Raw genomic sequence first — 19052 nt, 5'->3', positions numbered from 1 at the left:
CTCCGGAAAATCCTCAATCGCAATTTTGATTAACACGAAAAAACCACTCCCTTACATGACCATTTTCATGCAATGAAGTGGTTCCACTTGAAATAAGAAGTCTGAGTGCGATTTTCAATGAAAGCACTCAGACTTGGCTTGGTGGGCAGTATAGGAATCGAACCTACGACCTCTTCCGTGTCAAGGAAGCGCTCTCCCTCTGAGCTAACTGCCCACGGTATGTAGGAGGCGTATGGTGGGCCCAACAGGACTCGAACCTGTGACCGATCGGTTATGAGCCGACTGCTCTACCAACTGAGCTATAGGCCCACATGGAAGGATTGGCGGAGCTGACGGGATTCGAACCCGCGATCTCCTGCGTGACAGGCAGGCATGTTAGGCCTCTACACCACAGCTCCACAATTTGATTGGTTGCGGGGGCAGGACTTGAACCTGCGACCTTCGGGTTATGAGCCCGACGAGCTACCAACTGCTCCACCCCGCGTCATTTTTGTATTTGTCCGTTTTCATATCGCATCAGCGACAATTAATAATATACAACATGCGCTTAAAAGATGCAAGGGTTTTTTTATTATTTTTTTTTCCAAATATAACGGACACCGAAGCGGCCGTTGCGGGAGCGGAAAACTTCCACTTCCTCAGGGCTGTCATAACCGTAGAGCCACCAGTCTTCCTGCATGCGTGCCGCCAGGCATCTGGCCTGAAAACGAGTGTCATATAGTTTTGCCCAATAAATCCACTTTCCCATGCGTCGCCATCCTCCTGATGAAGGTATTTTTTCATGTTTATATGGTATTTTGTCATGTTTATATGGTATTTTTTCACCTTTTTTCCCGATTCATGCTGATGGTCAAAAGCACATTTTTATACCGGAGGATGCGGGCTCTGTCCGGTCTGCATAAAATATGGCAAACAAGCAGAGCAGCTTGTTTTCTGACATATTTTCCCTCCTCTGCATTTAACCGGGTTCCGATTACCCGGATTTTTTTATGGCAATGATGAAAGGCTCAATCGACACGACTGAGCCTCATACGATTTTATAGATTCCCTTCTGCCTGAACATTGGACTCTTCAGCTCTTTCCTCTTCATCTCTGAGCCGGTGGGCCAAACGGCTGGAAGCTGCCGCTGCAATGCTGGCGACAAGATCATCTGTAAATGTGTGGACAGGGCCGTTTTTCTTCGTATCGAGCTGCCGGATGATTCCAATTTTATGCTTATCCAAATGGCCAAAAGTGGTTACGGCGATGCTTCCGTATCCGAATACCGAACCCAGCGCGAGCGTCTCATCACAGCCGAACAAGCCTTCGTCGTCGCGAACCAGGGAGAGCAATGGCTCGGAGAGAAGTTTTTTCTCCGCCAGCATATCCAACTCGATTCCGACGAGAATCGCGTGCTGGATCTCCCTTTTGTTGAGAACGGCCAGTACGCTTTCCACACAGCTTTCCATCCTTAAATCGGGTGCGTACGGAGATTGCATCTGATATACGATTTCGGCAATGGCTTCAATGGAGATTCCGCGCTGTTTCAATTTGTCCAGCGCTGCCATCTTGACCTCGTTGCTATGTACCTTTCGCATTTGCTCCTCCTCCTGTCTACATCGCCAGCCCCATATATGTATATTAACACAATTGACACTCTCACACGGCTGAAGCCGGGGATTCTTGGGTGGTTAACGTTCGCAGTTTCACAAAGGAGCTATCGTTGAACTCATCAAGCGCGGGCTTAAGTGGTCGGACTTGCGAGAGGATCAATCCCTCCCTCGTCCGAGTACCCGTGGTACACTTGCTCTCATCTCCAAGGATGAATCCGGGGCTTTCCCGCTCGCAAAGATGTAAAAGATCCGGGACGGAACGCAGTACCCAAGCGGAACAACGTGCTTTATCGGCCGGGAAAAGATATAATAAAAAGAAATGGCTTTATAATTTTCCAACGGTTGAACTCAAGGAGGGACACTTCATGTACTTTGGAATTGCCGTATTTCCTCAAAAATCGGTTCAGGATATCATCAATTCATACCGCAAACGATACGACCCTCATTACAGCCTGATTCCGCCGCATATCACGCTGAAGGAAAAATTTGATCTGCCGGAAGAAAAAGTGGATGAAGCGGCGGAAAAACTGGAAGCGATCGCCAAGCAATGTAAAGCCTTTACCATCAAGTTCCATAAAGTAAGCCACTTTCATCCGACCAGCAACACCATTTACTTAGCGATTGAAAACAGTGAGCCGCTGGTAGAATTGCACAACAAGATCGAAGATGTGTTTGAGCCGGTGGATTCCCCCTACGACTATATCCCCCACCTGACCATCGGTCAAAAAATGTCCGAAGATGAACTGCATGATGTTTATGGAAGCCTGCGCATGAGAAACTTTGAACTGGAAACCAAAATCGACCGCTTCCATCTGCTGTACCAGTTGGAAAACGGCGTATGGAACATTTATCAGTCATTTTTATTGCGGCGATCGAGCAATTGATTCCAAAGGAGAGTTAAACCGTTGCCAATCTTTGTGAAAACAGCTTGTCAGCCTCAAGAATTGGAACAAGCTTTTGCGATCCGGCGAAAAGTGTTTATCGAAGAACAACAGGTGCCGGAGGAACTGGAACTGGACGAATGGGACGGACAGTCCACTCACTTTCTGGCTCTGGAGCAAAATACCCCCGTCGGCACTTGCCGCCTGAGATGGCTCGATGCACGGACGGCCAAAGCGGAACGTGTGGCTGTGCTTCGGACAAAAAGAAACACCGGTGCAGGCAAAAAGCTGATGGAAGCACTGGAGGCCCATGCCGGTAAAAAAGGAGCGCTCTCGATTGTCCTGAATGCCCAGATTCAAGTCGTTCCCTTTTATGAGAAACTGGGGTATCAGGCTGCAGGCACCCCGTTTTTTGAAGCCGGTATCAAGCATATCCCGATGAAAAAAGAATTAGCCTAGCACTCGGGCCGCACTTTTCAGAGCGGTGAGACTGGTATAATCCACCGTGCACGTCCCCAACGGGGCATGATACATGGAGCCGTTTCTTTCTCCATGAAAATCGGAACCCGCCGTAGCGATGAGTTGATACTGTTCCGCCAACAAGCGGTATCTCTCTTTCGCTTGCTCCGGATGGTCAGGATGATTGACTTCAATTCCGTTCAACCCCTTGCGGACGAGCTCCGGAATCAGCTCGTCCCGCTCATACAGACCCGGATGAGCGATGACGGCAACTCCTCCGCTTGCGTGAACCAGCTCAATGGCATCCTGGGGGGAAATCCTTTCCGGGGTAACATAGGCCAGCCCATCCCTCCCAAGAAAGCGGTCAAACGCTTCATCCATGGATTGAACCACGCCTTTATCGATAAGCACTTCGGCGATATGAGGGCGCCCTACATTCAGGTTGGGCCCCCTTTTTTTGGCCTCAACCTCTTCCATGGTGATGTCGATCCCCAGTTCGTTCAGCTTTTCAATCATCATGCGGTTGCGGAGTTTTCTCACTTCGCGTTGTGCTTTCAGTTTGTTTAAGAGATCCGGATGTTGTGTGTCGATAAAGTAGCCCAACATATGAATTTCTCTTCCGTTCCACAACGTGCTGATCTCCACACCCGGCACTACTTCCACTCCCAGTTCGCTCCCTGCTTGTTTCGCTTCCTCCACGCCGGCGACTGTATCATGGTCGGTAATGGCAACGGCAGCCAATCCCGCTTCCTTGGCCAGCCTCACCACTTGTGCCGGCGTGAGCAAACCATCCGAGGCGGTTGTATGACAATGTAAGTCAACTCGCATGACTAGCATTCCTCCTTATACGATTGGAACAAAAAACGATAAATCCCCAACCCTTTTTGTTGCATGAAAATACGAAAAGGGATGTGCACGGTTTCCAATTGTTGTTCGAGCCATGTCGTCATCTTTTGCGCAGTCTTCTCCCTTAGGGGAATGACAGGTCCCAAAGGAAGGGTTTTGACACCGACTTTGACCGGACGTGCGATACAATATTCTGCCTTGAGATCATCTTTATTCCAGACACGATCCCCGACCGGGAACGGAAGCGTTTCTCCCGCCCACTCGTGTAACGAGAGATTTCCCGCATCTTCGACCACACGAAAGACGGAACTGTAAGAGACTATGAGTCGGGAGAGGAACTCCCAATCATCCCGCCGCCTTTTTTCCTTCATAAACCGCTCAATGATCCGCTCATTTTTCACAGTGACATAATCGCATAGATACCATGTATGAAATATTCGCTCCGGAAGAGAACCGGGATCTGTCCCCTTTGTCCGTTGATATCCCGTCAACTCCCGAAACAAATACAAGGCACGCATTTTTTCGCGAAAAGAGGTGGATCGTTCCGCATACAGGCCGGCTTGTTCGATCAACGAGAAAAAATCCGTTTCCTTTTTCTGCTGCCATTTTTCCCGGCGGCTTAAAAAATGAATTGGCCCCCCTGTGTTTTCTCTCATTGAATAGAATGACTCTCTCCTTTGAAAAAATTCTTGCACAACTACATCATAAACCATCTCCCTTAAGCGTAGAATGAAATGTTTTTTTCGCCAAGACATTTTTTGCAAAAAGTGGATTACTCGTCCGGCTTTCAGGGTATCAATTACGTAAGTTATTGGTAAGGAGGGCTTATTGTGCAGTTGAAAACGAAAACGCTTACAGGGATGGTGCGTCCGTATCACTTGATCGACCGTATGTTAAAGTCCCAAGGGTTTCGCCGTAGTCACAATCAGCCGCCAGTCTACAAAATGAAAATTAAAGATGCCGGGTCGGGATTGGTTTATCGTCTGAAGATCCCCACTTCCTCTCCCCGTCCACACTCTGATTTGAAATACTTACGATTTGAACCTCCTTCACTGGAACTGGACAAAACTCTTTTTAAAAGCAATTCGTCGTTACCGGTGATTCCTGACACAATTGTCTCCGCCGCCAATGAGAAAATTGAGGAAGTCGCATCATACTTAAGGTCTTGATGTATCCATAGAAAAGAGCACCCGTTAACCCGGGTGCTCTTTCACTCAGCAGTCTCAGGTACGCTTCTGGATCTCCTTTTTCATCCGCTCAGCAAACTTTTCCGGGGTTTCATTGATCGAACGGGTATTCTTATCCACCCCGAGTTCTCTGCCTACTTCATTCATTATTTCATTGATGTCGTTCTGTTGTTTCCTGTTTCGACGAAAAAAGCGGAACATAAAGAAGCCACCCCTTTCACTGAGTGTGTTTTTATTATGTCACCGACGAGGCCGTTCATTCAGTGCCAAAATAAAAAGGCAGCCGGATCTCTCTCCCTGGCTGCCATTATCATTTTTGTCCCAAAACCTGAAGCTGTTTGTCCACCAGAATCATGGGGTATACGCCTTCCACCTTGGTGAAATAACAACCCGACGGTCGAATCTCAATCGATCCCCTCACCCAGAATCGGCTGTCGGCATACATCGACGGAAATCCCAATAAGTGAACCGGGACCCACTTGTCTTCCACAAACAGTACAGGACCCGTGGAAGAAACGGCCAACATATACATTCCCGCCTTCCCGTTGACATCGGAACCCTTGTACTCAGGCACCACGGCATTTTGCAAAATCCATCTTTTTGCCTCAGCCGTCGTGGGCAGAGAACGGATCAAGAGTACGTACACTTTTTTGAACGTCTCATACACATCGCTGATTCCTTCATCTTGCAACCAGCGGAATAAGTATTTGAGCGTGTTCAAAAAGATCTTACAGCCGTTCGGTGAAGTTTTGACCTGATCCATATACCAGAAGCTGAGGAAATGAACCAGTGAATCCTCATTAAGCATCGACCAGTCAAACGTTTTTCCATAGCGCATCGAGAGATACTTGTAGAGCAGGTCAAGGGAGCGGTTGTAGAATGCTTGGGTTCCTTTTTGCAAGGGTGTTACATGATGGACAAAGAACTGCTCGAGGTGCTGCATGATGTGAGCAGGCAATACATGGTCTTCTTCCTTAGGTTCTGCTGTCCCCCAGAATGGTGGTTCCTTCATGCTTTCCAAAATTTCCGGCGGAGTGGATACCAGTTTCTCCATTTTTTCCAACTCTTTCGCCCGTTGAATAGACCAGCCGAGTACTCTCCATCCGTTTTCTCTGGTTGTAAAGTCATGGTGTTCATCTTCATGATGAGTGTATTTCTCTAGCTGCACGAGTATCTCCCCTCTCATCTCATGCACAATACATATATAAGGGCCGAAGAGCTCATAACGGTTTCCAACCCGGATGAGCCGCGTAAATACGAGCTTTTCTCTGGGAATTGTTTGCCCTTTTTTCACTTCGTATTCCACGCCGTCCACGAGGGACCGGAAAATCATGGCCTCTTCCCTTATTTCCTTTATCTCGTAACATGTAAACGGGGTATCGCAAAAATTGCGTGCCAGACGTTCTTTGATCGGAGATTTACGAATGGTTGACATCCAGATCTCTACAGGGCGCTTACGGTTTATGCAAGGGGCATCAAACAATAACCAGAAGCGAAATGAGAAAGAGAAGTCATGGGGAATTGGCTGATCCAAGGGAAAATGAAGCAGAGCTTTGAAGCGGTCCGCCCACGTGAGTTCCATTTCGGGTGAGCATCTTCGCTTAAACCATCGATTCAAATCGACCAACAGTTCATTTTTCAAACGGCTGTCCCTTAATTCCCTGGCCCGTTCCGCTGCTGAAAAAGCGATGACTCTCTCACAGCATTTCTTGTATTTCTTACCGCTTCCACATGGACAAGGATCATTCCGTCCTACCATCATCACACCTCGGATGTTTTTTTCCTTGCCTAAAGTATATATGAAATGGACAAAAACCAAAAGGGATTTTGCAAAAAAATCCAATATGTTAACAAATTTATGGACAGTTCTGCCATCCTTCCCACTTAAAACAAGCAGCGATCCGGAAACCAATGCAGACGGAATACTATTTCCATTTTTACCTTATACCAGGCTTGCATCAGGAAAGGGAATCGGAAAGGCCATCGGTCAAAGTCTCTTCTGCAGCAAAATCGGGGGGATTGTTTGGGGCTACTAAATAAAGAATTCCATGTTTATGAAAAAAAACCTGCAATGACTTTTCACTGCAGGCGAGATTTTTCCGCAAACTATTTGAGAATTTGAATGGTAACCGTTCTGCGGCCCCATCTGATGGCTTCAGCCCTCGTCTCGAAGAAGAGGTCGATAATCTTTCCGTCGACGGCTCCCCCCGTATCTTCGGCAACTCCATACCCGTAACCGGGAATATAGAGCCGGGTTCCAAGCGGAATGACATCGGGATCAACGGCAACGGTTCCCCTCTTCGGCCAGGTTCCGGTGGCCGTCCGGTTTCCCGTATGTGTATAGCCTGTCGCTTCCACCGTCATGGTTCCAGCGGAGGTCAATTTTGGCTGGTTCTTTTCTTTTTGTGCCAATTCTTTATTTGTTCCAATTTTTACTATTTCATCAACAGGCTCGATTGTTTCGACTAATTTTTCTTGGACTTTTGGTTTGCCATTTTCCAGGATCGGTTTTCCATTCTTGTAGAGCACGACCACTTCGTAGATCTTTTTCCCTTTTTTGCCTTCCTTTTCGGTTTCTTTTTCGCCAAATGCCAATTGGTCATCTTTTTCTTCGACTGTTTTATAGGGAACGATTTCTACTTTCTTCTTGATCCTCTGCTCCACCTGATTGACGACAACTTCCATGCCGTTGACGATCTTCTGATCCAATGGAGATTGAACCTCGTCCCACTCCGTTAAGGTTACATTTCGCTCTTTTAAGAAAGCGCCGACCGTTGGCTGGAGCGTTTTAAAGGTACCAACCTTTTTCCCGCCTACATGCAGGGTGACTTCACAATTGCATGCCAGCTGAATCTCGGTCTGGCCCTCTGTCTTTTGATCCCAGGGAATGCTCGGTTTATACCGGCTCTTCAAACTCTCTACATTGACCCCCTGATCTTCCAGAGCCTCAGCTAAGGAATCACCGGAACTGTCAATGGTGATCACCTTGTTTTGATCACTAAATGTAACCCTCACTTTTTCAGAAGAACACCCGACCAGTGAACCTGAGAGCAGAACCGCCATCATTGCAAGGCTATTTAGAAGGATTTTTCGCATCAGGTACCTCCTTCTGAAATTACCTGAACAATGAACAATTATAGCAAATAATATTCTATAATTCTATGACCCATTAGATGGTTCACCTCCATTTGTATAAACCTTATTCATTAGATGTCTGTCATGCCACTAAAGACTCCGGCCTCGGCCTCCTCTTCCAAATTCAGGGTGAAAGTCCGCTCCTGTTTTGTGTTCCGTCTCCGCATGAGCGCAGTGGCCGAGTCGCTCCACCGTAAAACGAACGCATCCGCTCCTTCAAGTCCATCCGTTCACAGGAAAAGAGCCCCTTCATTCACCTGTGGAACAAGGGGCCCTTTTCCCTGACATTCATGGATTGCTCCATTTCGACCGGATGACTGACCTGGCTGAACTTTGGAGAGGGGGGAACAAATCTGGGGTGATAATGGATCTTTCTCGGTCCGTAAACGGATATTTTGAGCATTCCTTTTTTGATTGTAGCGACAATGAGGATCGGCTCATTTAACTGGTTTTGAAACTTAAAATCTGGTCCGCCCCAGGAAACCGTCGCATCCCGGTGTTCCGGAACATATGTGACTTGTTTGCTGTGGCTGACCCGCTGGATAATCCGCAGCCCTGCGGCATCTACGCTGTTGAACAGGGTAGAAGAGGTTTGACAGACCCCTCCTCCCACTCCTTCGCTGTATTCTCCCTTCACGATAATCCTTGCAGGTCTGTATCCTTTTTTGATTGAGCGCTCTCCCACCACCCGGTTAAAAGAAAAAATTTCTCCGGGCATAAGGATGAAATGGTCAATCGCCTGCGTTGACAATTCGATATTGTGAGACCTGTTTCGATTGTTGGGGTTGAAATAGGTGGTATAAGAACCCAGCTTTTTTTCCTTTAACCGTTTGACTTGGTTTGTGCTTAAGGCGGGTTGTGTCCAGATCACCGGCAGCGGCACGGGCCGGTTGATATAATCGTGAATCTGATCCAGCCACTCGGTTACCTGCTCCCTGTCGATGGTTCTGCCCAGCTGATGGGGAACGATTTTTCGCCCCTTGAAATAAGCAGAACGGGGAGGACGGTTCACCTCTTTTTCCACCACAAGGTGAAACCAGTTCATAAAAGCCTGCCGGTCCAAAGTAGTCGGATCAATTCCGTCAAATCCTACATCATTTAAATTAAGAGTCCATTCCCGGCCAGCGAATTGAACGATAAACAGGGGTGAATAGGAGGATTCTATCCGCTCGTCAGCGGCCTGGTCGGCGAAAGAGTCAGCGACCGGCCCGACAGTAAACAGAGAGGTAATCATAAAGAGATGGATCCACTTTTTCCATGTAAACATCAAGATCTCCCCTTCTTGAAGCTAGTTTGCATCAAAAGAAGGAAAGGTATGTCTCTTTTACATACAGCCTGCTGTTTTGTTTTCTGTCTGATATTGTTTACCATCCATCGGACACTCTCGTTGGAATCATACGGTATGTACACAAGAACAACTCCTTTTCCTTCTCCGCATGTGGAACTTAGATGGATCTCATTGTTCAACCAGCCTGTTAAAAGATTGACTCAAATCGATGTCCGGGATGAGAATACAGGATTCCATCGATGTGATGTAGAATAAGGTGATCGGATATATTTGTTCAATTTTTAACAATCTATGAGCGAAAAGAGTAATAATTTGTTGAAAAACAGTGTCAAAGTACGTGAAATAGTGTACAAGCTTTCAGGGGGTATGTATGATAAAAGTAAAGATTGCAGAACGAAAGGATGGAACCCATGGATTCTGTCATTTGGAGCCGGATTTTAACGGCAGAAACGTTGGCTTTTCACATCATCTGGGCGACGATTGGCGTCGGCGTCCCCGTTTTTATCAGCATCGCCGAAGGCTGGGGCATATATAAGAAAGACCCCCATTACATCTTGATGGCAAGGCGCTGGACCCGGGGATTCGTCATTACCGTTGCGGTCGGAGTCGTTACCGGAACTTGTATCGGGCTGATGCTTTCCCTACTATGGCCCAAATTCATGCAGCTGGTCGGCAATGTGATCAGTTTGCCGCTCTTTTTGGAAACATTCGCTTTTTTCTTTGAAGCGATTTTTCTCGGCATTTACCTTTATACCTGGGATCGTTTTAAAAATCCCGTTTGGCACTGGTTAACGTCGATTCCGATCATTATTGGATCAACGATGTCAGCCGTCTTCATTACGACAGTCAACTCGTTTATGAACACTCCCGCCGGATTTTCCATCGATGAGGCCGGACGGGTTACCCATATCGATCCGATTGCCGCCATGCTTAATCCGGCCACACCCTCCAAGGTAGCCCATGTCCTTGCCTCCTCTTACGTGACCTGCGGATTTTTGCTGGCTGCCATTGCCGCCTTTTATATCCTGCGGGGTCGGACACATATATACTTTAAAAAGGCTCTTCGTTTAACAATGGCCGCCAGCTTTGTCCTGGCCGTGCTCACTTTTGTCGCCGGAGATTTATCCGGCAAGTTCCTGGCAAAGTATCAACCTGCAAAGTTAGCCGCCGCGGAGTGGCATTTTGAAACGATGAAGGAAGCACCGCTCATTTTCGGGGGGATCTTGGACGAAGAAACACTTGAAGTGAAATATGCGATTAAAATCCCCTATGCGTTAAGCATTCTTGCCGGAGGAAGCCCCTCCGATCAGGTGATCGGCCTGAACGACATCCCGCGGGAAGAATGGCCGCCCCTATATGTTCATTACCTGTTTGACGGGATGGTGGCGATCGGGTTTTATCTGATTTTTATTTCCGGTCTGTATCTGTTTTTATGGCTGCGTCGAAAAGGGGGCGAATGGAATCCCTGGGTCCTGCGTGGGATCGTTCTCGCTGCCCCGCTCGCTTTTATCGCCATCGAACTGGGCTGGATGTATGCCGAAGTGGGACGACAGCCCTGGATCATCGTCGGGCTCATGCGGGTGGACCAAGCGGCAACCACAGCAGATAATGTAGATGTGATGACCCTCATGTTCAGCCTGCTTTATGCGGCACTTGCCGTTGTCGCTGTCAGCGTGCTCATCCGCTTGTTCAGGAAGAACAGCCCGGAAAAAGAGATGGCTGAGCGGATCTCCGCTTAGACAAGGAGGGGACAAAACCATGCAGTTGGAAATGATCGGCATCACCGTCTTGTGGATCTTTCTGTACGGATACCTGATTGTCGCCTCGATCGACTTTGGTGCCGGTTTCTTTTCTTATTACAGCATGCTGACCGGAAAAGACCATATTATCAATAAGATCATCGATCGTTATTTATCCCCTGTGTGGGAAGTGACCAACGTCTTTCTCATCTTCTTTATCGTCGGGCTGGTCGGTTTTTTCCCGGATACCGCCTATTACTACGGGACCGCGCTGCTCATTCCCGGCGGAATCTCGCTGATCCTGCTCACCATCCGCGGATCCTTTTATGCTTTTGCCAACTATGGGGCCCGCAAAAGCCGTTTGTATATGTTTCTGTACGGGGCGACCGGTCTGTTTATTCCCGCCTCTCTCTCTACCGTCCTCACGATCTCCGAGGGCGGATTTATTGAGGAGACAAAAAACGGGGTTGTCTTTCACGCGGATCGGCTGTTTACCAGCCCTTATTCCTGGAGTGTTGTCTTTCTGGCCATTGTCAGCGTTCTCTACATCAGCGCCAGCTTTTTAACCTATTACGCATATAAGGCGAAAGACTTCCCCGCCATGGAACAGCTTCGAACCTATGCCCTCTTTTGGAGCGGCCCTACCATTCTGGCCAGTCTGCTGGTCTTCTGGGGACTTTCGAAACATAATCCCGAGCATTTTGCATCAGCCGTTTCCATCGGCTGGATGTTTGGAGCCTCCTTTCTCTGCTTCTGTGTCGCGGTCTATCTGATGTGGAAAAAAGAAAATTTAGGGCTCTCCTTTGTGTTTGTCATGTTTCAATTTGCCTATGCCTTCTTTGGTTACGGAATCTCGCATATGCCCTACTTGCTCTACCCGTATGTCACGTTCCAAAGCGCGCTGACCCATTCGACGATGGGCTGGGCGCTGGTGATTGCGTTTATTGCCGGTTTGTTCCTGCTGATCCCCTCCCTCGCTCTATTGTTATGGCTCTTCCTGTTTAACGCCAAATATGTGCGCGGGGAAAAGTAACGAACGAAAAAAACACTCTTTTACCCCTCGAAGGGAAAGAGTGTTTTTTTCGTCATTTAAACTTTTAACTCCAGTTGCTGAAATTGATCTTCTTGATAAGCTTCGGGCTTTAGCAAATATAGCAACAACGCTTTTTCCGCGTGCATGCGGTTCTCGGCCTGCATATAGATGACCGATTCCGGAGCTTCGATCAATTCCTCAGCGATTTCAAAGCCGGGATGGATCGGCATGTCATGCATGATATAAGGGGAGTAGCCATACAGATTCTGACGGTTCAGCTGATACTTGGACATCGTGTCGATGCGGAACTCCCGCTCTTCTGCGTAGGAAGGATCATTGAAAAATTCCATGTCGATCCAAGTATCGGTATAGACAAAATCCGATTCGCTGACCGCTTGTTTCAGATCGTCCGTTCTTACGACCAAACCGGATTGCTCCGCCTCGTTCATCAGCATTTCATCCCAAGAACTTTCGTTGATCAGGGGGGTGACCAGATTCAGTTTCAGACCTACCTTCAAACTGGCCTGTACCAGGGAATTGGCGATGTTGTTGTGTACCCCCACATAGGTTAGGGTCACGCCCTGGAATGTTCCCTTGATCTCATAGACGGTCATCAGGTCAGCCAGCGCCTGAGTCGGATGGTATTTTTCGCAACAGCCGTTGATCACAGGAACTTTGGAATATTTGGCCAATTGCTGAAGGTCGCTGTGTTTTTTCAACCGTGCCATGACCACATCGCAGTTGGTGGAAATATATCTCGCTTCATATTGTATGGGCGAGATGGTAAAATTGCTTTTTTCCCAGTCCATCAGGACCGCGTAACCGCCCATCTGTTCCATTCCCGAATGAAAGGAGAGCATCGTGCGTGTGGATGTTTTTTGAAACAGCATCAATAAACCTTTCCTAAACAAAGCATGGTGATAATTTTCCGGGTTCTTCTTTATTTCAACCGCTTTTTTGACGATCTCCTGAATTTGTTCGCCGCTCAAATCTTGTAAAGATAATATGTGCATCTTCCCGTTACACACCCTTTTTATAATTATTCATTTTACTGTATTTTATTACATACGCGTCCAAGAATCAACCCCTGCAACCGATTTGCCCCAAACCTTTATATAAAGAACTTTTTGTTCATAATCATCGAATCGCGTATCATGAGAAGCATTATTTTAATTAACGCAAATTAATATTTATGCAAATCCACCGGGTATGACCAGCATGTCCTGCATCATCGTTCCTTCACATCAACTTCTTAAGGTCTGTAAGCTGTCCAGACAAACCGCCAACAAATGGGTGATAAAGAAAAACGGGCAAGCGAACGAACTTGCCCGAAACTCTCATCATGAGGCCATCATCCGGAAGACTGCCGTTGGCCGCACGCCTCCACAAAGGCACGAAAAAGTTTCTGAGCATCCGCATGCGAAAGCATCATGCTTTCCGGATGCCACTGAACTCCCAAAACAAAAGGATCGTTCTTGCCCTCAATCGCTTCGATCACGCCGTCACGGGCCCAGGCGGAGGCGGTGAGTGAAGAAGCCATCACCCGCACGGCCTGATGATGATAGCTGTTTACCCTGGCCGAGCTTTTCCCGACAATGCTTTTGAGAAGAGAACCCTCCTTAATTTCAATCGTATGGGACGCGTGATTTCTGGGAGCCTTTTGAGAATGTTGTAAAAGGGGTGTTTTTTGGCTGGTCAAATCCTGATACATATCTCCTCCCAGCGCAACATTCAAAATCTGGCATCCGCGGCAGATGCCCAATATCGGTTTTTTCTGTTTCATAAATTCACGAATCAGCAAAATTTCCATCTGATCCCGTTCCGGAACGATGTCCCCCAATCCGGGAACAGGCTCTTCCCCAAAAAAGGCGGGATCGATATCTCCCCCGCCCGACAGTAAGAGACCGTCACATCCCGCGGCCATTTCACCAATGATGGCCGGATCTTCCGTATACGGAAGCAAAAAAGGAATTCCTCCTGCCTGGATGATGGCATCAGAATAGTCTCTGTTTACAAATAATTTTTTCTGTTCGGTTGACATCGTGATTCCGACTTTAGGCATCAAATTCTCCACTCTCCTGTTTCGCAGCCATGTATAAACAAAACGCACTGTTCAGAAAACGATTCGGAAAAAGCCTGCTGAATTACAGAAACAGCTTCTTCATCTGTATGAGTCTTAAGTAACATTGTACTACTCTCAATCCAAACATGGCAAAAACAGCGCTCCGGTGAATGGACCCCCCATTGCAATTTCCGATGATTCATCCCCTCTCACCAGTTTATGAATGCTCCCCCGTTGACGTTTTTTCAGTCAGTGGGAAGAAAAAACTCCAGACCTGTGCAAGCCTGGAGTTTGATTATGCTTCATCGGAATGTTCAATCGCCATTTCTGGCAACAGCGCGGTCGCTAAACAAGAATGTAATGGCATATATTCCCGCAATGCCAATAATGGCGTAGATCACCCGGCTCAACCCGGAAGATTCTCTCATTACATCCCCGCCAAAAATAGCGGCTACAAAATCCCATTGAAAAATACCGATCAACAACCAGTTTAATGCGCCTAGGATTACCAGTGTCAAGGCTAATCTGGCCATTTCATGTACCTCCTTTGTCGTAAGTCAGTCTTAGTATGTGAAAAAAAAGGAAATTTATCCTGAACAAAAAAACAGCAACCCGGCATGGAGTTGCTGTTTTCTCCGCTGCTGTTGCTGTTATGCCTTTGCCGCCTCTTTTTTGTACTCCTCGACCAGTTTGTCGATTTCTTTCTTGAGTTCGGCAACCATATCCTTTTCCGGGATTTTGCGCACGATTTTGCCGTGTCTGAACAGCAACCCTTCACCGCGCGCACCGGCAATCCCGATATCGGCTTCTTTGGCTTCGCCCGGACCGTTCACGGCACAACCGAGTACAGAGACTTTAATCGGGGCCTGAATCTTGGAAATGTACTCTTCGATTTCGTTGGCGATGCTGATCAGATCGATTTCAATGCGGCCACATGTCGGGCAGGAGATCAGAGTGGCTGCATTGGCGGCAAGTCCAAATGCTTTCAGGAGCTCCCTGGCCACTTTTACTTCTTCCACCGGGTCTGCACTTAAGCTGATACGGATGGTTGAACCGATTCCCAGGGAGAGGAGGGCTCCCAACCCGGCGGCGCTTTTCACCGTTCCTGAAAACAGAGTTCCCGATTCGGTAATTCCCAGGTGTAAGGGATAATTAAAGGTTTCGGCTGCTTTTTTATAGGCCTCAATCGCCAGTCGCACATCAGAGGCTTTCAATGAAACCACAATATCGTGAAAATCTAAATCTTCCAGAATTCCAATGTGATAAAGGGCGCTTTCCACCATGCCCTCAGCGGTCGGATATCCATACTTTTCCAGAATCCGTTTTTCCAAAGAGCCGGCGTTAACACCGATGCGAATCGGAATACCCCGTTCCTTGGCCGCTTTGACAACCGCTTCCACTTTTTCGCGTCGGCCGATGTTGCCGGGATTGATGCGAATTTTGTCAATCCCCCCTTCGATCGCTTTTAACGCCAGCTTGTAATCGAAGTGAATGTCGGCAACAAGGGGTACAGTCACTTCCTTTTTGATCTCTTTGATGGCTTCGGCGGCACGCATATCCGGGCAGGCGACGCGGACAATCTGGCAACCCGCTTCGGCCAGCCGGTTAATCTCGGCAACGGTTGCCTTTACATCATGGGTTTTGGTGGTCGTCATACTTTGAATGACCACCTGGTCGTTTCCCCCAATCTGTATATTTCCCACTTTTACCGGTCTGGTCTGCGTACGATGATACATGAAGGATTCGCTCCTTTAATATACCTGTAATCATTCCGATCTAATCATACACGTTTTGTCGATAATTTCAATAAGTACACGATTTGAACACTTCAATAAGAAAGTATACCACAGATCTCCAACAAAAAAGGAGCCATGAAAGCTCCTTTACACAAACTTATTTTATTTGTTTTGTTCCCGGTTGACGTATGCGATCAGCGCCACTTCCCCGTCAATCATCTGGTTCAATTCTTGTTCCGCCTTGGTAATCCTGGCGATCACATCCTGCCGGTCCTTCAGATCCAACAGTTGGAAGTTTTGTGGACGATTATTTTTCACTGGTACCCCCCCTTAATCTTGACCGTTGTTTATCAACATACATTTTCATGGAAAAAGGAATCATGCCAAACCAGCGAACCGACCATGGCTCCCGGGTAGATGCTTTGATCGCTTTTCTTTCGGTCCGGGGTGTCTCCATATACCAAATCATTCGTTTGATCAAATAACTGATCCAATCTTTAAACGTCATGATTTCCACCTCAGTAGTAGCTTGACCGGGAGAATCATGAATTAAACGTGTTTTTGTGCCAAAAGGCCAGAATTTGTTCGACTGCCTGATTTACCGTACAGGAAGTGGTATCCAGCTTTAAATCGGCAAAATCGTATTTTCCTTCCCTCTCCCGAAAGAGCCGCCACACTTTTTCCCGGACATCTCCCTGAATCAAGGGACGTTCTTGATTCCCATCCCCGGATACACGCCGGATAATTTCGTCGGGATGGGCGTACAAATGCACGACCCAGCCCTGTCGTTGCATCATCATCCGGTTTTCCGGCCTGAGCACGATCCCCCCGCCGGTTGTGATCAGGGAGGGCGGTCCCTGAAGAATCTCTTTCAGGATTTCTGTCTCCTGTTCGCGAAAGGCCGGCTCCCCAAATTTACGAAAGTATTCGGAAATGGCAAATCCCCATCGCTCTTCCAAATACCGGTCCGTATCCACCCACGGCAAATTCATCCGGTTGGCCAGTTCTCTGCCTACCGTTGTTTTTCCTGTTCCCATAAACCCGATAATGATCAGATGTCTTTTTTCTTTCATCCACATAGCTCCCGGTTTTTTATTCCTATCTTACCGGACCCAGCGGGTGACTGCCAGTGTCTCCGGATCCAGCCAGACGCGGATGGTTTGTTTCACCCCGAAACGGCCATAAGCTGTTGATTCGATATAAATTTCGGAGCTGTCTTTCCCCAGCACCCGGGCATGAACCTTTACATCATCCACCCGGACCAGCCCGGTATCCCGGTGATCCGGCTGGTACCGCAACTTGTGCTGCATCCATGCGATTCCGCTCTCTGCGGCATATTGGACGCGCATCCGCTCCCCATACAGCCGCCCTGTATGCATCCCGCGTACGGTTTGCGAAACGAACAGGGTGATCAAGATAAACAAAATGACTGAAACGGCCATCACCATCGGCAATGCGATGCCACGCTCATCTTGCCCCATCGTCCACCTCCGTCCTTTCGGCGACCGTGACGCTGAAATCAAGGCTGGCATGCCAGTTTTGCAGCCCGACATCGATGACCACTTCCTTCTTACCGGGAACAAAAGCAATAAAGTATACATGGCGAAGAATAATGGTCATTCCTTTAAATGTCGTCTCCCCTTTGGCTTTCACACTGCGGATTACTTGCCTTTTCTTCACTTCATATCTCACGGTTTCACCGGTTGGCAGGTCAAACAGCATCGCGCCGCCTTGCAGGCGAAAACGACTGCCCTGTCTGAGTTCGTCTTGCACCCATGCGTGAAAAGCCAGATATTCCATCTGCAACCGCTCTTGTCCCATCATTTTTTTCAATTCTTTTTCCAGGGTATGAACGGCGAAAAATAGAGCGGGCAATAAAAGTACCAGAACAAAAAAGGAAAGAACCAGTTCGATATATGTAAAACCTTGCTCATTTACCGGAGCGGACGGAAACGGTGGGTTTTGACACTCATCCTTCTTTGTTTTCCGGATTGGTCCCTCCATTGTACCTCCACCTCAATCTGGTATAGATCGGGTTTAGGAAACGAGCCTCTCCACACAAGTTGATAAGACTGTCTCGGAAGCAGGCGGCTCTTCCTTTTTTCTTTCCCCTGGCCGGAAAAAGGCAGACGGACGCTCATCTTTTCCGCTCTTTCCTGTAACAGGGACATCGCTTCCACCTTTGACAATTGTTCAAGCTCTTTTGCCTTGAGTTCTAAAAAAGTTGGAACGGCAAAGGATAAAACCAACCCCAACACCAACAAACCGGTGACGGTCTCTGCAAGTGTGTATCCATGTTCGCCTGATTTCACGGTTCGGTCACCACTTTGGGCCGCCCCGACGCGACTTGAATATGGACCGTTCCTGCCAGTCGTCCTCTCAGGTACAACTCCACCTTCCCCCCTCTGACTTGGCCGGTTTCACGAAAAACAATACGGTTTGCGGGATAATTGCTCTTCAGTTGGTACCGCCGTGGAATCTTCACTTTTCTGAGCAGGAGTGGTCCCTGCCTCACCGTGATCAGGCGCTCGTCCGTTAGGATTTCCACGCTCACTTCCCGTTCCCGGCTCATCGCTTCAGTCTGCGCCAATTGCAGGTCTGATGAGAAAAAATCAAGAAACATCTCCCGCTCCGCCCTTTCCCCGATCTGCGTAAAAGCAGGCACAGAGACCGTCAAAAGGAGTCCCAATACGAACAGGGAAAGGATCAGTTCGACCAGGGTCCATCCTTCTTCCGAACGCCCGGTGTTCATTTCTTGCAAACAACCCGTTTCTCGCTTGACACTTTGGGTGAGCGGTTAATCACATATTTTCCTTGTCCGCCCGGACATGAAGGAACCGAGCGCAAGTAGCCTGCTTTGACCAGCTCCTCGACACTGGCGGGATATTCTCCGTATTCCAGGTAGAAATTGTCAGCCTGGGCGCTGATCAGTTTTCGATTTGCCTCATCCGCCTTCACTTTTGCTTTTTCCCCCGCTGCCTTTAAATTGGGCAGGGCGATGGCGATAATAAGTCCAATAATAAACAGCACCACCAACATTTCAATCAGGGTGAAGCCCCGTTCATCGCATATCCGGTGTTTCCGGTTCATGATC

At 48.0% G+C, this 19052-nt stretch carries 26 protein-coding genes and 4 tRNA genes; 6 read left to right on the top strand and 24 right to left on the bottom strand.

Annotated elements, in window-relative coordinates:
* Positions 1 to 139: 139 nt before the first annotated feature.
* From BMW55_RS07340 to BMW55_RS07315, 6 genes are all read right to left on the bottom strand, one after another.
* Positions 140 to 214, bottom strand: a tRNA-Val gene (locus tag BMW55_RS07340).
* A gap of 19 nt (positions 215 to 233) precedes the next feature.
* A tRNA-Ile gene (locus BMW55_RS07335) sits at positions 234 to 309 on the bottom strand.
* A gap of 12 nt (positions 310 to 321) precedes the next feature.
* Positions 322 to 398: transfer RNA gene (locus BMW55_RS07330), tRNA-Asp, on the bottom strand.
* A gap of 10 nt (positions 399 to 408) precedes the next feature.
* Positions 409 to 484, bottom strand: a tRNA-Met gene (locus BMW55_RS07325).
* 87 nt (positions 485 to 571) lie between these two features.
* Entirely contained in the window at positions 572 to 748 is a 177-nt protein-coding gene (locus BMW55_RS19300; protein ID WP_170839801.1) for a hypothetical protein, read from the bottom strand.
* 289 nt (positions 749 to 1037) lie between these two features.
* On the bottom strand, positions 1038 to 1577 hold the full coding sequence (locus BMW55_RS07315; protein WP_089966829.1) for a phosphatidylglycerophosphatase A family protein: 540 nt from the start codon (positions 1575 to 1577) through the stop codon (positions 1038 to 1040).
* Between the two features lie 380 nt (positions 1578 to 1957).
* On the opposite strand from BMW55_RS07315, the gene BMW55_RS07310 reads away from it, so the two are divergent.
* Both BMW55_RS07310 and BMW55_RS07305 read left to right on the top strand, forming a co-directional pair.
* A complete protein-coding gene (locus tag BMW55_RS07310; RefSeq protein WP_089966827.1) occupies positions 1958 to 2476 on the top strand; it encodes a 2'-5' RNA ligase family protein in 519 nt (172 codons plus the stop codon).
* Between the two features lie 21 nt (positions 2477 to 2497).
* Positions 2498 to 2932: a GNAT family N-acetyltransferase gene (locus tag BMW55_RS07305; RefSeq protein ID WP_244527477.1), complete on the top strand. Its 435-nt coding sequence runs from the start codon at positions 2498 to 2500 to the stop codon at positions 2930 to 2932.
* On the opposite strand, the gene BMW55_RS07300 is transcribed toward BMW55_RS07305, so the two are convergent.
* Together BMW55_RS07300 and BMW55_RS07295 are read right to left on the bottom strand one after the other, a co-directional pair.
* Entirely contained in the window at positions 2924 to 3760 is an 837-nt protein-coding gene (locus BMW55_RS07300) for a PHP domain-containing protein (protein ID WP_244527476.1), read from the bottom strand. The genes BMW55_RS07305 and BMW55_RS07300 overlap by 9 nt on opposite strands.
* A 2-nt stretch (positions 3761 to 3762) precedes the next feature.
* Positions 3763 to 4434: a hypothetical protein gene (locus BMW55_RS07295; RefSeq protein ID WP_089966823.1), complete on the bottom strand. Its 672-nt coding sequence runs from the start codon at positions 4432 to 4434 to the stop codon at positions 3763 to 3765.
* Positions 4435 to 4608: 174 nt separating this feature from the next.
* Between BMW55_RS07295 and BMW55_RS07290 the strand changes: the two genes are divergently transcribed.
* Complete coding sequence (locus BMW55_RS07290; protein WP_089966821.1) at positions 4609 to 4947, top strand: hypothetical protein; 339 nt, start codon at positions 4609 to 4611, stop codon at positions 4945 to 4947.
* 54 nt (positions 4948 to 5001) lie between these two features.
* On the opposite strand, the gene BMW55_RS19295 is transcribed toward BMW55_RS07290, so the two are convergent.
* Positions 5002 to 5166: a hypothetical protein gene (locus tag BMW55_RS19295; RefSeq protein ID WP_170839800.1), complete on the bottom strand. Its 165-nt coding sequence runs from the start codon at positions 5164 to 5166 to the stop codon at positions 5002 to 5004.
* Positions 5167 to 5275: 109 nt separating this feature from the next.
* Complete coding sequence (locus BMW55_RS07285) at positions 5276 to 6400, bottom strand: hypothetical protein (RefSeq protein WP_244527475.1); 1125 nt, start codon at positions 6398 to 6400, stop codon at positions 5276 to 5278.
* 349 nt (positions 6401 to 6749) lie between these two features.
* Between BMW55_RS07285 and BMW55_RS19930 the strand changes: the two genes are divergently transcribed.
* Positions 6750 to 7001, top strand: coding sequence for a hypothetical protein (locus BMW55_RS19930; protein ID WP_139179460.1), 252 nt, complete (start codon positions 6750 to 6752; stop codon positions 6999 to 7001).
* A gap of 70 nt (positions 7002 to 7071) precedes the next feature.
* Here the strand turns inward: BMW55_RS19930 and BMW55_RS07280 are convergent, their stop codons facing one another.
* Positions 7072 to 8061 (bottom strand): 3D domain-containing protein, encoded by a 990-nt coding sequence (locus BMW55_RS07280; RefSeq protein WP_089966816.1) that lies wholly within the window; start codon positions 8059 to 8061, stop codon positions 7072 to 7074.
* 292 nt (positions 8062 to 8353) lie between these two features.
* On the bottom strand, positions 8354 to 9367 hold the full coding sequence (locus tag BMW55_RS07275) for a VanW family protein (protein ID WP_244527473.1): 1014 nt from the start codon (positions 9365 to 9367) through the stop codon (positions 8354 to 8356).
* Positions 9368 to 9798: 431 nt separating this feature from the next.
* Here BMW55_RS07275 and BMW55_RS07270 point away from each other — a divergent pair, with 431 nt between their 5' ends.
* Both BMW55_RS07270 and BMW55_RS07265 read left to right on the top strand, forming a co-directional pair.
* Positions 9799 to 11127 (top strand): cytochrome ubiquinol oxidase subunit I, encoded by a 1329-nt coding sequence (locus BMW55_RS07270; protein ID WP_170839798.1) that lies wholly within the window; start codon positions 9799 to 9801, stop codon positions 11125 to 11127.
* Between the two features lie 19 nt (positions 11128 to 11146).
* A complete protein-coding gene (locus BMW55_RS07265; protein WP_089966814.1) occupies positions 11147 to 12160 on the top strand; it encodes a cytochrome d ubiquinol oxidase subunit II in 1014 nt (337 codons plus the stop codon).
* Positions 12161 to 12216: 56 nt separating this feature from the next.
* Here the strand turns inward: BMW55_RS07265 and BMW55_RS07260 are convergent, their stop codons facing one another.
* The 12 genes from BMW55_RS07260 to BMW55_RS07215 all read right to left on the bottom strand — a co-directional run bounded on the left by BMW55_RS07260 (position 12217) and on the right by BMW55_RS07215 (position 19048).
* Positions 12217 to 13173 (bottom strand): Rossmann-fold NAD(P)-binding domain-containing protein, encoded by a 957-nt coding sequence (locus BMW55_RS07260; protein ID WP_089966812.1) that lies wholly within the window; start codon positions 13171 to 13173, stop codon positions 12217 to 12219.
* 338 nt (positions 13174 to 13511) lie between these two features.
* Complete coding sequence (locus tag BMW55_RS07255) at positions 13512 to 14222, bottom strand: gamma-glutamyl-gamma-aminobutyrate hydrolase family protein (RefSeq protein ID WP_342027741.1); 711 nt, start codon at positions 14220 to 14222, stop codon at positions 13512 to 13514.
* 314 nt (positions 14223 to 14536) lie between these two features.
* On the bottom strand, positions 14537 to 14755 hold the full coding sequence (locus BMW55_RS07250; protein ID WP_089966806.1) for a DUF378 domain-containing protein: 219 nt from the start codon (positions 14753 to 14755) through the stop codon (positions 14537 to 14539).
* Positions 14756 to 14872: 117 nt separating this feature from the next.
* Positions 14873 to 15958 carry a flavodoxin-dependent (E)-4-hydroxy-3-methylbut-2-enyl-diphosphate synthase gene (ispG, locus tag BMW55_RS07245; protein ID WP_089966804.1) on the bottom strand — a complete coding sequence of 362 codons (1086 nt, stop codon included), beginning with the start codon at positions 15956 to 15958 and terminating at the stop codon, positions 14873 to 14875.
* Positions 15959 to 16120: 162 nt separating this feature from the next.
* Positions 16121 to 16276 (bottom strand): hypothetical protein, encoded by a 156-nt coding sequence (locus BMW55_RS19290; RefSeq protein WP_170839797.1) that lies wholly within the window; start codon positions 16274 to 16276, stop codon positions 16121 to 16123.
* Complete coding sequence (locus BMW55_RS07240) at positions 16266 to 16466, bottom strand: YqzE family protein (protein WP_089966802.1); 201 nt, start codon at positions 16464 to 16466, stop codon at positions 16266 to 16268. Before BMW55_RS07240 ends, BMW55_RS19290 begins: the two co-directional genes overlap by 11 nt.
* A 34-nt stretch (positions 16467 to 16500) precedes the next feature.
* Positions 16501 to 17031 carry a shikimate kinase gene (locus BMW55_RS07235; protein ID WP_244527472.1) on the bottom strand — a complete coding sequence of 177 codons (531 nt, stop codon included), beginning with the start codon at positions 17029 to 17031 and terminating at the stop codon, positions 16501 to 16503.
* A gap of 30 nt (positions 17032 to 17061) precedes the next feature.
* Entirely contained in the window at positions 17062 to 17439 is a 378-nt protein-coding gene (locus BMW55_RS07230) for a hypothetical protein (protein WP_089966800.1), read from the bottom strand.
* Positions 17426 to 17962, bottom strand: a complete 537-nt coding sequence (locus tag BMW55_RS07225; RefSeq protein ID WP_089966799.1) for a hypothetical protein — start codon at positions 17960 to 17962, stop codon at positions 17426 to 17428. Before BMW55_RS07225 ends, BMW55_RS07230 begins: the two co-directional genes overlap by 14 nt.
* Positions 17893 to 18270 carry a hypothetical protein gene (locus BMW55_RS18975; RefSeq protein WP_139179459.1) on the bottom strand — a complete coding sequence of 126 codons (378 nt, stop codon included), beginning with the start codon at positions 18268 to 18270 and terminating at the stop codon, positions 17893 to 17895. The genes BMW55_RS07225 and BMW55_RS18975 overlap by 70 nt, the downstream gene beginning before the upstream one ends.
* Positions 18267 to 18710, bottom strand: a complete 444-nt coding sequence (locus BMW55_RS07220; protein WP_089966798.1) for a GspH/FimT family pseudopilin — start codon at positions 18708 to 18710, stop codon at positions 18267 to 18269. The genes BMW55_RS18975 and BMW55_RS07220 overlap by 4 nt, the downstream gene beginning before the upstream one ends.
* A complete protein-coding gene (locus BMW55_RS07215; RefSeq protein WP_170839796.1) occupies positions 18707 to 19048 on the bottom strand; it encodes a competence type IV pilus major pilin ComGC in 342 nt (113 codons plus the stop codon). The genes BMW55_RS07220 and BMW55_RS07215 overlap by 4 nt, the downstream gene beginning before the upstream one ends.
* Positions 19049 to 19052 lie beyond the last annotated feature (4 nt).

This window comes from Lihuaxuella thermophila, from assembly GCF_900110165.1.
In the GTDB taxonomy this organism is placed as follows: Bacteria; Bacillota; Bacilli; order Thermoactinomycetales; family Thermoactinomycetaceae; genus Lihuaxuella; species Lihuaxuella thermophila.
Note: the sequence above shows the minus strand (reverse complement) of the source record. Positions and strands in the feature narration are given on the sequence as shown.